This window comes from Pseudidiomarina sp. (genome assembly GCF_048268165.1).
Lineage (GTDB): Bacteria > Pseudomonadota > Gammaproteobacteria > Enterobacterales > Alteromonadaceae > Pseudidiomarina.
This window is the reverse complement of sequence record NZ_JBLWWA010000001.1, coordinates 731498-744610: the sequence shown is the minus strand read 5'-3', so window position 1 is coordinate 744610 and position 13113 is coordinate 731498. Positions and strand designations below refer to the sequence as shown.

Sequence of the window (13113 nt, the reverse complement as noted above, 5' to 3'; positions counted from 1 at the left end):
TTAGTTTACCTCGGCAGGTTGATTGGCTGCGCGTATTGCTTCAATGACTGCCCGCGCTTTGTTTTCTGTTTCGGCCACTTCTGCGGCAGGGTCTGAGTCATGCACTACACCGGCACCGGCTTGAATGGTGGCAATACCGTCACGTACGAAGGCAGAGCGAATGACAATGCAGGTGTCCATATCGCCGGCACTATTCAAGTAACCAACGGCACCGCCATAACTACCCCGGCGTTGCTTTTCGACGTTACGAATAAGCGTTGCGGCACTAATTTTCGGGGCGCCAACTAAGGTGCCCATGTTCATGCAGGCGCGATAGGCATGCAATGCATCAAGGTCATCTGCCAATTGGGCAACCACACGTGAAACCAAGTGCATCACGTGCGAATAGCGGTCAACTTGCAACAAGTCAGCGACGTAGCGGGTGCCCGGTTCGGCAATACGGGCTAAATCATTACGGGCTAAATCAACCAGCATCATGTGTTCGGCCAGCTCTTTTTGATCAAGCCGCAATTCCAATTCAAGTCGGCTATCCAGGTCGGGGTGAATGCGCCCTTGGCTGTCTTTGCCACGCGGCCGGGTACCGGCAATCGGGTACAGCTCAACTTGGTTGGTTGCCGCGGTGTACTTTAAGGCGGACTCCGGTGAGGCACCGAACAATTCAAATTTATCGGTACGCAGGAAAAACATGTAGGGTGACGGATTGGCCTTTTTGAGTTCGGCGTAGGCCTGCAAGCTATCGCGGCAGCTCAACTGAAAGCGGCGTGATGGAACCACTTGGAATATATCGCCCGCACTAATGTGCTCTTTCAAATCCAATACCTGACGGGCAAAATCAGCGGCGCTCGGGCTTACTTTAAGTTCGTTGGAACAGGTCTGGCTGGCTACTGTTTTTTGCACCGGTGGCAACTGACACAGCGCCGCAATATGCCCAACTTGCAGCGCTATTTGCGCATAATAGTCTTCGCTTTGTGGGCCGCTAATCAAGCTCGCGAGCAATTCTGTGGTGCGCTGTTGATGGTCGATAACCAGTAAGGTTTCAGCTAAGTAAAACTGATAGTCAGGGCAGTTATTCTCGCCTTCTGCAACGTCGGGCAGCTGTTCAAAGCTGGCCACATAATCATAGGCAAACACACCACCGAGGAAAATCGCCATGGGGTGTGGCTGGCCATGTTGCGTTTTTTGCTGCAGTTGCGTTTGCACTATACGCAACGGCTCGATGTTACTGGCTGCGCGCAGGCGCGTATCTTCATCGCATCCAGAAGGTGGCGGTGCAAAGTCACAAATTAATTGCTCAGCTTGCTGGGTAAGTTCGCAAAGCGGACTCAATTGCTCTGCCAACCATGGCAATAGTGCCTCACCATTTGGTGTGAGTGCTTGAATGGTCACGGTTTGCTGCTGACAGGTGAATTGTACGGCGGCATTCACCATGACCAAGCTTTTTAAGTTTTGGCGCGACTGAATTTCAGCCGAATCGAGCAATAAACTATGCTGATTGGGGCCACAGAGGCGTTGATATAACGCCAAAGTGTCTGCCTGATAGGGCAGTTTCATGCGTAAGCTGGTTAGATAACCGGGTTTCTCAATAATATCCACGCGTTGCTACTCTCACTGTTGAGTGTTATTTCGATATCATTTGTCTATTAAGTTGTATAACTTTTAAAGACCGCTTGGTACCGATAAGCACGCATAAAAAAACCCGCTTATCGAAGCGGGTTTTATCACACGTGTCACACACGCACAGATGCATCGCCCGCTAGCTTGGGAAATGCCACCACCAGTTTTTTACTAGTTGAGTCTGTTGCGTAACTGTTTGCACGTGTGTTTCCTTTAAAGGATGTAAACTTGTATAAACGATGCGAAGAACTTATCGCGATTTAAGCAGAATGTCAACGCACATTGTGCTTCATAATGCGGGCTTTTTGGCGCTGCCAGTCACGGTCTTTAATGGTGTCGCGTTTGTCATGCGCTTTTTTACCTTTTGCCAGGTAAATTTCAAGCTTAACCAAATGCTTTTTCCAATACATGGCCGTGGCGACAATGGAGTAGCCTTCGCGCTCACTGGCACCGATAAGCTTGTCGAGCTCACGCTTTTTCAACAACAGTTTGCGGGTACGTTCAGGGTCGCACACAACATGACTTGAGGCGGACAGCAGCGGTTGAATTTGAGCACCCAATAAATAGGCCTCGCCGTCCTTAATGATCACGTAGGTGTCGCTAATATTAACCTTGCCGGCCCGAATGCTTTTTACTTCCCAGCCTTGCAGGGCTACACCCGCCTCAAATTTGTCTTCGAGGAAATATTCGTGGCGCGCTTTTTTGTTTAGCGCGATGGTATTTGAATTCTGATTTTTTTTAGTTTTGCTCATGCGGCGTATTATACCGATGACGCGGCAAAATAAAATTTGTTTATGCGCAATTTATTGCGCTAATCAAACAGGGCATATGGCGTGTTTGAGAGGGTGAATCGGGTTAGGAAATGCGCTATGATGCCGATCATTTTTACGAAACCCGTACGAAACGAGGAAGTCGATGCCAACGATAGAACGCAGTGCTTTGGTGCCATATAGTGACGCGCAGATGTATGCATTGGTGAACGATATCGATTCTTATCCTGAGTTTGTACCTGGCTGCCGCACTGCGAGCGTGCTGGAAAGCGACGAAACCAGCAAAGTGGCGCGCTTGGATATCAGTAAAGCAGGCATCAGTAAGTCGTTCACCACGCGCAATACCCTTGAACCCTATCAACGCATTGGCATGGAACTGGTTGACGGGCCGTTTCAATATTTACGGGGCGGTTGGAGCTTTCATGCGCTGGATGAAAATGCCTGCAAAATTGTGCTGAAGCTCGAGTTCGAATTCGCGAACCGTTTATTAGGTATGGCGTTTGGCAAAATATTTAATGAATTACAAAGCCGTATGGTTGACGCTTTTGTGCAACGCGCACAACAGGTTTATGGGGCGAAGTAAGTTATGGCACCGCAACAAATTCAAATCGAAGTCGCTTACGCAACGCCTGATAAACAACAAATTATTCCACTGCGAGTGCCAGCCGGTACTTTAGTTGAAGAGGCCATCGAGCGCTCGCAAATTAAGCATTACTTTCCCGAAATTAATCTAGCTGAACAAAAAGTTGGTATTTGGAGTAAAGCTGTTAAATTGGACCATGAATTGCGTGAAGGCGATCGGATAGAAATTTACCGGCCGCTCATTGCTGACCCTAAAGCCGTGCGTCGTCGTCGCGCCGACCAAGCTAAGGATGAAGGCCGTGCAGACCCTGTAACGGGTGGTCGTCGTCGAACTCGCGGTAATGATTCGGCTGAAAAAGCCGAGGAGAACAACTAAGTCGTGGCTGTTACGCTCTATATTATGCGCCATGGTGATGCTGAACCGGCGCAAGCACTCAAAGCTGATGCAATTCGACCCTTAAGTTCAATGGGCGAGAGCGAGGTGCTGGCCAGTGCTGAATGGCTCAATGGCTATTTACGCAAGCAGGGCGCAACGGGGTTGGATTGGTTGACCGTCAGCCCATTTATTCGTGCCCAGCAAACCGCGACTATTGTTGAGTCTGCCGTACAGGTTGGCGCACGCGACATTACCGAGGATGCAATTCCTGAAAGTGACCCACAACAGTTTTGTGACTGGATGTTCGCGATGTTGCAAACGCACTACAACAATGCGCAAAACATTATGTTGGTGTCACACATGCCGTTTGTCAGTTATCTGGTAGCAACCTTGGATCAAGATACGCCACCTTTGTTATTCCCTACGGCGGGTATGGCGGAGATGCGTTTAGATGTGGAAATGCGTCGTGCGCATTTTGTTCGCATGATTACGCTTGAGTAACCATCACCAACAATTAACGAGTTTTACTTCAGTAAAACTAATAATGTAGCGTTACCACCGTATGCCGCTGGCGCCTGATGAAAGGCTCTAACTGCTGGATGCTGAACCAGCCAATGCGGCAAATTTTCTTTTAATATTCCCTTACCATGCCCACTCATGACAGCACAGCATTCAACCTGCTGCCTCACACATGCGCGCAGTAATGCGCCCAACTCACGTTTGGCGACAGCTTGCGTCATGCCATGCAAATCAAGTAGCAGTTCGGGTGGGAAATCGCCACGACGAAGCTGCTTTAGGATGTGCGACGATTCACCATCAGCACAAAACCGCACTGGACCTTCGGGAAAATGCGCCCGAAAGTTGTCAGAAAAAAAGAATTCGGCCTGTTGCTGCCGCGTTCTTTGTTCGGTATTTTGCTGCGATCGTATTCGACGTTGTTGCCGCGGCGCTTGGTAGGTTTCGCTACGAATTCGGCGATCGACCTTCACTTGCTCGCGAAATAGCGCGAAATCATCGTCTAAATCATTGCTCATGAGGTGTATTTTTGTGCCTATGGTTGTGCATCAATTGATGCGAAAACACTGCTATTAGGGTATCTTATGGGGCAGTACAGAACAACTTCGGAGAATACCTTGACGCAATTTTTAGCCACGACAGTTCATGACGCATTGCGATGGGCAGTGAGCGCCATGCAACGCGCTGATATCTATTTTGGTCATGGTACCGATAACGCGTATAGCGAAGCGCAGTTATTATTGGGGCATGTAACCGAGCTGGATTTTGGTCAGTTGGAGCAGTTTCAACAAGCACATTTGCAAGCCCAGGAATGGGACGATTTTGTTGTGTTAGTTACGGCGCGCATTGATGAGCGCAAGCCTGCAGCTTATCTCACCGGTCAGGCCTGGTTTGCTGGTTTACCGTTTATGGTGGATGAGCGCGTGTTGGTTCCGCGGTCACCCATAGCTGAGCTGATTGATAATGGTTTTGCACCCTGGGTTACTGAAGAGCCCGCACGGATTCTTGATTTATGTACCGGCAGTGCTTGTATCGCGATTGCTTGTGCTTATGCGTTTCCAGACGCTGAGGTGGACGCACTCGACTTGTCAGTGGATGCGTTAGCAGTGGCAGAAGAAAACATAGCCATGCACGGGCTTGAAGAGCGGGTGGTGCCGATTCAGTCGAATTTGTACGACAGTGTGCCGAAGCAACGTTACGACCTGATTGTCACAAACCCGCCGTATGTGGATGCCGAAGATATGGCCGACTTACCCGATGAGTTTCGTCATGAGCCGGAACTTGGCTTAGCAGCGGGCGATGATGGCTTGGATTTGGTACGCACCATTTTACGCGAAGCACCTGATCATTTGACCGAAACCGGCGTATTAGTGTGTGAAGTTGGTAACTCGTGGGTGGCACTGGCTGAACAATACCCAGACGTACCTTTTGAGTGGGTCGAATTTGAACATGGTGGTGACGGCGTATTTGTGTTGTCATACGCTGACTTAGTTAACTATCACGAACAATTCTGAGAACATAATCTATGGCGGCGAATACTTGGGGTGAACTATTCCGTGTGACAACCTTTGGCGAAAGTCATGGCGCTGCGCTGGGCGCGGTGATTGATGGTTGCCCGCCAGGGATTGAGCTATCAGAAGCTGATATTCAGCCGTTTTTAGACCGCCGTAAACCGGGGCAGAACCGTTTTACCACCGCGCGTCGCGAAGCCGATTCCGTGCGCATTCTCTCCGGCGTGTTTGAAGGTAAAACCACCGGTGCACCCATTGGCTTGTTGATCGAAAATACCGACCAACGCAGCAAAGATTACAGCGAAATTAAAGACAAGTTCCGACCGGGCCATGCGGATTATACCTATGCGCATAAATACGGGCATCGTGACTACCGTGGCGGCGGGCGTTCATCAGCTCGCGAAACAGCAATGCGTGTAGCGGCGGGTGCCATTGCGCAAAAATATTTGGCCGAACAATTTAACATGGTGTTTCATGCTGGCGTTGTACAAATTGGGCCTCATGTAACCAGCCCTGAACACCACAATTTTGATTGGCAGCGGGTGGCAGATGATCCGTTATTCTGTCCTGATGAACAGATGTCATTGGCTGCACAAGATTACTTGAAACAATTGCTTAAAGACGGCGACTCAGTTGGCGCCAGAGTGCGCTTGGAGGTTACCGGCGTGCCGGTTGGCTTGGGCGAACCCGTGTTTGATCGGCTAGACGCTGATTTGGCCAAAGCTTTGATGAGCATTAATGCCGTGAAAGCGGTGAGCATTGGTGATGGTTTTGCTGTTGCGGCGCAGCGTGGTAGTGAGCATCGCGATGCCCTGACCCCAGATGGTTTTACCAGCAATCATGCGGGCGGTGTCTTGGGCGGTATCAGTAGCGGTCAACCTTTGATTGCTGAAGTTGCATTTAAGCCGACTTCAAGTATTACCATTGCTGGCGACACCATTGATAAGTTCGGGCAGCCCTGTTCGATTGTAACTCGTGGGCGGCATGATCCCTGCGTTGGCATTCGTGGCGTGCCGGTGGTTGAGGCAATGGCCGCGTTGGTGGTGATGGATCATCTATTACGCCATCGCGCGCAAAATGGTCAGGTGAAGCATAACTTTCCAGTTCTATGACGCACCAATACCAACAGCTTATTGAGCTATTTCATCAGTGTTTTTATCACGACTATAAAACCCGTTTAGTAGCGGGTACGGATGAGCCTTATTATCAGCCGGCAAACACGCAGCCCGCACACACACCTGCGGATGATCATCAAATTGTGTTTGCGCACGGTTTTTTTGCCTCGGCCCTGCATGAAATAGCACACTGGTGCATTGCTGGCGAACAACGGCGGCAACAATTTGACTATGGTTACTGGTATGAACCGGATGGGCGTAGTGCTGAACAACAAGCCGAGTTTGAGCATGTCGAGCGCAAGCCGCAGGCACTTGAGTGGCTGTTCTCACTGTGCGCAGGGGTGCCATTTCAGGTCAGCGTGGATAATCTGGGCGGTATTGAAGTTAGTAGAAATGAATTTACAAAAGCTGTTCAAAAGCAATTGCATCACTATATAATTAATGGCCTGCCAACCCGAGCCGAGGTTTTTGCCCGGGCGCTTGCTGACTATTATCAGCAGCCATGGCCTGCATCAACAATAACTACATGGGACAACATATGAAAAGTCGCTATTACATCATGCTGTTAGTTGCATTAGGTTTAAGTAGCTGTGCCACCATTGACGGTATTGGCAAAGACCTGGAATCCGCAGGCGAAGCCATCCAAAAAGGTGCGCAAGACAACAGTGAGTAGTACGCAGCAGTTTCGTTTAGGTCTGGTTATCAATGCATTCGCCGGTTTAGGCGGTTCCGTTGCGCTCAAAGGCAGTGACGGGGCCGAAACGGCACAGCGTGCATTAGCGCTGGGGGCTGTTCCAAAAGCCCCACAGCGTGTTGAACATGCGCTCGCAGTGATCCAAGAGTTTGCCGGTCAGGTGCATTTTGTCACCGGCGCCGGAGCATTGGGCGAAGATGTCTTGGCCAAGCTCGGCTTTTCTTATGAGGTGATTTACACACCTCAGCAAACACCCACCACGGCCGAAGACACCCGTCAGTTAGTAAAGCAAATTGCCGCAGCTGGAGATATTGATCTGTTGCTGTTCGCCGGTGGCGACGGTACTGCCCGGGATGTTTGTGCCGTATACCCTGAACAACATCCGGTGCTAGGTATACCCGCTGGTGTGAAAATTCATTCTGGGGTTTATGCCATTTCGCCAACTGCTGCCGGAAAAGTGGTGCGTCAGCTCATAGAAGGGCAACTGGCAAGCGTAACTCAAGCTGATGTTATGGATATTGATGAAGACGCTTTTCGTCAAGGCACGGTGCGGGCAAGACGCTATGGCGAAATGCTGGTACCGGCCGAACTGCGCTATGTTCAAGCTGTTAAGATGGGCGGCAAGGAAAGCGACGACATGGTACTTGCTGATATTGCTGCAGATGTAGTTGAAGCTATGGACGACGATACCCTTTACATCATGGGGTCTGGCTCAACCGTCGCTGCGGTAATGGATGAACTAGGGCTTACAAATACTTTATTGGGTGTTGATTTGGTTAGGGCTGGTGAATTGATCGCCAGCGACGTTACCGCGCGGGAACTTGAGCAACAGGTAACTGCGCATCAGGGCCCCGTAAAAATGGTTATTACGGTGATTGGCGGACAAGGCCATATTTTTGGACGCGGGAATCAGCAGTTGAGTCCAGCCGTGATTCGGGCGGTGGGCAAAGACAATATTCAGATTGTTGCAACGAAGGCGAAGTTACAAGCTCTGGGGCAGCGCCCGTTGCTGGTTGATACCGGCGAACCTGAGTTGGATGCCGAATTGTCAGGCTTAATGCGCGTGACAACCGGCTATCATGACGAAGTATTTATTCGGGTTGAAAGCGCTTAAAACTGAGATTTCGGCAGTCGTACCACAATGCCGTCCAGTTCTTCGGTCATATCAATCTGACAACTTAGGCGGCTGTTGCTTTCTGGGTCAATAACCATATCCAGCATATCTTCTTCCATTTCACTGGCTGGCGGAATCTTGTTAACCCATGCTGGATCAACGTAGCAATGGCAGGTTGCACAGGACATAACGCCGCCGCACTCGCCCAAAATACCGTCGATCATATGATCCACAGCACCTTCCATTAGATTTTGACCGACTGCAACATCGGCTTCAAACTCGCCACCCTGGGCATCAATATAAATTACGCGAGGCATGCACTTGGGCTCCTTCAGTTGTACTTAGTTACTAGCATGTCAGGCTGCAAGGTTACCATAGATTAGTGCGACAAAGCGGCTCAATTTATTGTAGAATACGGCAATTTTTTTTACATAGAAGCAAGAGTGGGGGCTTATGCGGGCGTTACTGGAACGGTTGTTTCAAATCAATGCGCAGGGAAGTACAGTGAAGCGTGAAATCATTGCTGGTTTCACGACGTTTCTTACTATGGCGTACATAATTTTTGTTAACCCGTCGATGCTTAGCGAAGCAGGCATGGACTACGGTGCGGTATTTGTCGCCACCTGTTTAGCTGCCGCAATTGGCTGTTTGATTATGGGATTGTGGGCGAATTACCCCGTGGCTCTAGCGCCTGGAATGGGTCTAAACGCCTTTTTCACCTACAGCGTTGTTTTGGGCATGGGGTATACCTGGCAAACTGCGCTCGGAGCTGTGTTCTTTTCCGGTATTCTATTTTTCCTGCTATCAGCATTTCGGATTCGTTCGTGGATCATTAACTCGATTCCCGTCACTTTACGTTTAGCAATAGCAGCCGGTATTGGCGCGTTTTTGGCCCTGATTGGCCTGAAGAATGCGAATATCATTGTCGGCAATAATGCCACTCTAGTTTCGCTTGGTGATATGTCGGAATTGTCAGTTTTGTTAGCTGGCGCGGGCTTCTTCTTGATTATTGGCTTGGTTGCGCGAGGTATTCAAGGCGCGGCGTTAATCAGTATTCTTTTAGTGACCGTGGCCGGATTTTTGCTTGGCGATGTGCAGTATACTGGCATTGTTGCGATGCCACCGAGTTTGGCGCCAACTTTTATGCAGATGGATATTGCGGCGGCTTTTGATATTGGCATGTTGAGCGTAATTTTTGCGTTCTTGTTCGTTGATTTATTCGATACATCAGGCACCTTAATGGCGGTTGCGCAACGCGCTGGGCTAGCCAAGCCTGACGGCTCATTACCGCGCTTAGAGCGTGCCTTGATGGCTGACAGTACGGCCACTGTTGCCGGTGCTGCATTAGGTACGTCAACCACAACCAGCTATGTTGAATCGGCTTCAGGCGTGGCCTCGGGTGGTAAAACAGGTTTAACCGCAGTGGTTGTTGGGTTGCTGTTTGTTGCCGCTATATTTTTTGCACCGCTGGCTGGCATGGTGCCTGCCTATGCGACGGCTGGCGCGATAATTTACGTGTCGGTATTGATGTTGTTTACGTTACGCTCAGTTAACTGGGATGACATTACTGAAGCGGCTCCGGTGGCTGTTGTGCTGCTGATGACGCCACTGACATTTTCAATTGCTGACGGCATAGCACTTGGCTTTATCAGCTATGTGATTGTGAAGGCTATCGGCGGCCGTATGCACGAATTGAATTGGAGTGTTGCTTTGTTAGCGGCGCTATTTATCGCTAAATTTATTTGGTTGGGGTAAGACATTATGGGTTGGCATGAAAATCGCGAATTTTTCGTATCTTGGGAAGAACTGCACAGAGCAACCAAGGAACTGGCTCGCCGCCAATTACCGGCGGAACAATGGCGCGGAATTATCGCAGTGAGCCGTGGCGGTTTGGTTCCTGCGGCAATTGTGGCACGGGAACTGAATGTGCGCGTGGTTGATTCGGTGTGCCTAAGTTCTTACGACCATGACAGTCAACGTGATAGCGTGACCATGCTTAAAGACGTTAATGCTACCGACGACGGTGAAGGCTTTTTGGTTATTGACGATTTGGTTGATACGGGCAACACCCTTAAATTTTTGCGTGAGCGTTTTCCAAAAGCCAAGTTCATTACGGTTTACGCAAAGCCGGCTGGTATGAATTTGGTAGATGACTATGTTGCAGACTTAGAGCAAGAAACTTGGATTCACTTCCCGTGGGACATGCATTTGCACTATGTTGAGCCGTTAGCTGGTTCAGAAAGCTAATTGCAGTTCAAGGTAATAAAAAGCCCCGGCATGTTCAGCATGCCGGGGCTTTTGTTTTTAACACGGTGGTACGGGATTAAACCTTAGAACGGATGGTTTCAACCACGTCAGCGATAGCTAACTTCTGCTTTTCACCGCTACGACGGCATTTGTATTCAACCGCTTGCTCGTCTAAATTACGCTCGCCAATCACGATTTGATGGGGAACCCCAATCAGCTCCATGTCTGCAAACATAACGCCAGGGCGTTCTTTGCGATCATCAAACAGCACATCAAAACCAGCGGCCTGTAACTCTGCATACAGCTGTTCAGCAACTTCTTGCACGCGCGCCGATTTGTGCATATTCATCGGTACTAGAGCAATTTGGAACGGCGCTAATGCGGCGGGCCAAATAATTCCGTATTGATCGTGGTTTTGTTCAATGGCTGACGCAACAATGCGCGACACGCCAATACCATAGCAACCCATGGTTAAGCTTTCGTGTTTACCGCTGTCGTTTAACACGCCAACTTTCATTGCTTCAGAGTATTTTTTACCAAGCTGGAAAATATGACCCACTTCAATGCCACGCTTTATTTGCAAGGTACCTTGGCCACATGGGCTCGGGTCACCAGCAACCACATTGCGTAAGTCAGCAACATCAGGCATTGCCGCGTCGCGTTCCCAGTTGATATTGAAATAATGAAAACCGTCTTCATTGGCACCGGCAGCAAAATCAGCCATTACCGCAACACTGCGATCAATGATGATTGGCATCGGCAAGTTAACTGGCCCCAAAGAGCCTGGACCTGCACCAACCGCCGCACGGATTTCTTCATCTGTTGCAAAGGTCAGTGGGCTGGCCACTTGCGCATGTTTGGCGGCTTTAATTTCGTTAAGGGCATGGTCGCCACGAATGATCAAAGCAACCAATTGGCCTTCTTCCGCCCCATGCACAATCAGTGTTTTAACGGTTTGCTCAATTGGTAGATTAAATTGCTCAACAAGCGCAGCAATCGTTTTAGCCGCTGGCGTTGCAACTTTTTCCATTGCCGCTGTTGCTGCAGGGCGCTCAATGCTTGGTGCGACTGCTTCGGCGAGTTCTACGTTCGCGGCATAGTCCGAGCTATCTGAAAATGCGATGTCGTCTTCGCCAGAACTGGCTAACACATGGAATTCATGCGACGAGCTACCGCCAATTGAGCCGGTATCGGCGATAACAGGGCGGTAATCAAGCCCTAAGCGCTCGAAGATACGGCAATACGCGCCGTGCATCACATCATAGGTGTGTTGCAGGCTTTCCTGATCTAAATGAAAGGAATAGGCGTCTTTCATGATGAATTCACGTGAACGCATGACCCCAAAGCGCGGGCGAATTTCGTCGCGAAACTTGGTTTGAATTTGGAATAAGTTCAGCGGTAATTGCTTATAGCTGCTGATCTCTTTGCGCGCCAGTTCACAGATAACTTCTTCATGGGTTGGGCCCAAGACAAATTCGCGTTGGTTGCGGTCGTGCAGGCGCAATAACTCGGGACCGTAGTCTTCCCAGCGGCCAGACTCCTGCCATAAATCAGCGGGTTGAACCATGGGCATTAATACTTCTAAAGCACCCGCGCGTTCCATTTCTTCGCGCACAACCTGTTCAACCTTACGCAATACACGCAAGCCAGTTGGTGCCCAGGTGTAAAGCCCAGCAGCAACCTTGCGGATCATGCCGGCGCGTAACATAAGCTGATGACTTATTACTTCTGCGTCAGCAGGTGTTTCTTTCAACGTTCCTAACAAATATTGGCTGGTACGCATGTGTTCCCCATATTCCAGCAAAAGTTCAACGGTGCAGTAAGGCGAAATTCTACCAGTCGCGGGCTTGTGTCAAAAGCCTTTACTGATACTTATTACATGATTTTCTTGTTCACGTACTTGCCAGCGAATGTTTACGTCGTACAGCGTCATACCATATTCGCGGTTGTTGCTGCCTTCGCGTTGATAGGCTGGGCGTGGGTCTTGCGCCAAAACTTGTTCAATAAGTAGCGCGAGATTTGGGTAGTCTGGGTTAAGTTCGGTCAGCTGTTGTTGGGCTGAGGCCGAGAATACCGTCCGCAATTGCGCTTCCGGTGAGGTTGGCGCAAAGCCTCCGCGCGCTGCTGGAATGGCATCCACATAAGGCAGGTAAGGCTTTATGTCGATAACGGGCGTTTGATTTACCCAATCACCGCCATTTACTTCAATGATGGTTTTGCCGGGCTGATGTTGAATACTCACCAGTTCAACCACGGACATACCAATCGCGTTGGGGCGAAATGTTGAGCGCGTGGCAAATACGCCGCGCTTTTCGTTGCCGCCGAGGCGAGGCGGGCGCACGAGCGGCTTCCAGCCCTGCGCCTGTGTTTCATGAAACAGAAACAGCACCCAAATATGCGAAAATTCCTCAAGGCCTCGTACGCAATCAGCGTCTGCAAACGCATGCTGCAGGATGATTTTTGCACGTGCGGCTGGCACCAAACCGGGTTGCCGCGGCACCGCAAACTTCTGGGCATAGGGCGACTCGATAATACCAATGGGTTGTAAGTTACTATCTGAATGCATGGGCGTGA

The 13113-nt window shown here is 49.9% G+C and carries 16 protein-coding genes; 10 read left to right on the top strand and 6 right to left on the bottom strand.

Annotated elements, in window-relative coordinates:
- Positions 1-1593 carry an anthranilate synthase component 1 gene (locus ACN0UY_RS03515; protein WP_417665393.1) on the bottom strand — a complete coding sequence of 531 codons (1593 nt, stop codon included), beginning with the start codon at positions 1591-1593 and terminating at the stop codon, positions 1-3.
- A gap of 293 nt (positions 1594-1886) precedes the next feature.
- A complete protein-coding gene (smpB, locus tag ACN0UY_RS03510; protein ID WP_128351723.1) occupies positions 1887-2366 on the bottom strand; it encodes an SsrA-binding protein SmpB in 480 nt (159 codons plus the stop codon).
- 163 nt (positions 2367-2529) lie between these two features.
- On the opposite strand from smpB, the gene ACN0UY_RS03505 reads away from it, so the two are divergent.
- The 3 genes from ACN0UY_RS03505 to sixA are packed head-to-tail and all read left to right on the top strand — an operon-like array spanning position 2530 to position 3843.
- On the top strand, positions 2530-2967 hold the full coding sequence (locus tag ACN0UY_RS03505; protein WP_417665392.1) for a type II toxin-antitoxin system RatA family toxin: 438 nt from the start codon (positions 2530-2532) through the stop codon (positions 2965-2967).
- A gap of 3 nt (positions 2968-2970) precedes the next feature.
- A complete protein-coding gene (locus tag ACN0UY_RS03500) occupies positions 2971-3342 on the top strand; it encodes an RnfH family protein (RefSeq protein ID WP_417665391.1) in 372 nt (123 codons plus the stop codon).
- A 3-nt stretch (positions 3343-3345) separates the two neighbouring features.
- Complete coding sequence (sixA, locus tag ACN0UY_RS03495; protein WP_417665390.1) at positions 3346-3843, top strand: phosphohistidine phosphatase SixA; 498 nt, start codon at positions 3346-3348, stop codon at positions 3841-3843.
- Between the two features lie 23 nt (positions 3844-3866).
- On the opposite strand, the gene smrB is transcribed toward sixA, so the two are convergent.
- The gene (smrB, locus tag ACN0UY_RS03490) at positions 3867-4376 is read right to left on the bottom strand and encodes an endonuclease SmrB (protein WP_417665389.1); all 510 of its coding nucleotides are present in this window, start codon (positions 4374-4376) and stop codon (positions 3867-3869) included.
- A 66-nt stretch (positions 4377-4442) separates the two neighbouring features.
- On the opposite strand from smrB, the gene prmB reads away from it, so the two are divergent.
- Genes prmB through ACN0UY_RS03465 form a run of 5 tightly spaced genes read left to right on the top strand, consistent with a single transcriptional unit; the run spans position 4443 to position 8292 of the window.
- Positions 4443-5372, top strand: coding sequence for a 50S ribosomal protein L3 N(5)-glutamine methyltransferase (prmB, locus tag ACN0UY_RS03485; protein ID WP_417665388.1), 930 nt, complete (start codon positions 4443-4445; stop codon positions 5370-5372).
- 11 nt (positions 5373-5383) lie between these two features.
- Positions 5384-6481, top strand: coding sequence for a chorismate synthase (gene aroC, locus ACN0UY_RS03480; protein ID WP_417665387.1), 1098 nt, complete (start codon positions 5384-5386; stop codon positions 6479-6481).
- Complete coding sequence (locus ACN0UY_RS03475; protein ID WP_417665386.1) at positions 6478-7026, top strand: elongation factor P hydroxylase; 549 nt, start codon at positions 6478-6480, stop codon at positions 7024-7026. The genes aroC and ACN0UY_RS03475 overlap by 4 nt, the downstream gene beginning before the upstream one ends.
- Complete coding sequence (locus ACN0UY_RS03470) at positions 7023-7157, top strand: entericidin A/B family lipoprotein (protein ID WP_246013891.1); 135 nt, start codon at positions 7023-7025, stop codon at positions 7155-7157. The genes ACN0UY_RS03475 and ACN0UY_RS03470 overlap by 4 nt, the downstream gene beginning before the upstream one ends.
- Entirely contained in the window at positions 7150-8292 is a 1143-nt protein-coding gene (locus ACN0UY_RS03465) for an ATP-NAD kinase family protein (RefSeq protein WP_417665385.1), read from the top strand. The genes ACN0UY_RS03470 and ACN0UY_RS03465 overlap by 8 nt, the downstream gene beginning before the upstream one ends.
- Here the strand turns inward: ACN0UY_RS03465 and ACN0UY_RS03460 are convergent.
- Complete coding sequence (locus tag ACN0UY_RS03460; protein WP_417665384.1) at positions 8289-8609, bottom strand: 2Fe-2S iron-sulfur cluster-binding protein; 321 nt, start codon at positions 8607-8609, stop codon at positions 8289-8291. The genes ACN0UY_RS03465 and ACN0UY_RS03460 overlap by 4 nt on opposite strands.
- Before the next feature lie 136 nt (positions 8610-8745).
- Between ACN0UY_RS03460 and ACN0UY_RS03455 the strand changes: the two genes are divergently transcribed.
- Together ACN0UY_RS03455 and gpt are read left to right on the top strand one after the other, a co-directional pair.
- Positions 8746-10047 (top strand): NCS2 family permease, encoded by a 1302-nt coding sequence (locus ACN0UY_RS03455; protein WP_417665383.1) that lies wholly within the window; start codon positions 8746-8748, stop codon positions 10045-10047.
- A gap of 6 nt (positions 10048-10053) precedes the next feature.
- Entirely contained in the window at positions 10054-10539 is a 486-nt protein-coding gene (gpt, locus tag ACN0UY_RS03450; RefSeq protein ID WP_417665382.1) for a xanthine phosphoribosyltransferase, read from the top strand.
- Between the two features lie 76 nt (positions 10540-10615).
- Here gpt and ACN0UY_RS03445 read toward each other — a convergent pair whose 3' ends face one another.
- Both ACN0UY_RS03445 and tsaA read right to left on the bottom strand, forming a co-directional pair.
- Positions 10616-12322 carry a proline--tRNA ligase gene (locus ACN0UY_RS03445; RefSeq protein ID WP_417665381.1) on the bottom strand — a complete coding sequence of 569 codons (1707 nt, stop codon included), beginning with the start codon at positions 12320-12322 and terminating at the stop codon, positions 10616-10618.
- Positions 12323-12391: 69 nt separating this feature from the next.
- Entirely contained in the window at positions 12392-13105 is a 714-nt protein-coding gene (tsaA, locus tag ACN0UY_RS03440; RefSeq protein ID WP_417665380.1) for a tRNA (N6-threonylcarbamoyladenosine(37)-N6)-methyltransferase TrmO, read from the bottom strand.
- Positions 13106-13113: the final 8 nt, after the last annotated feature.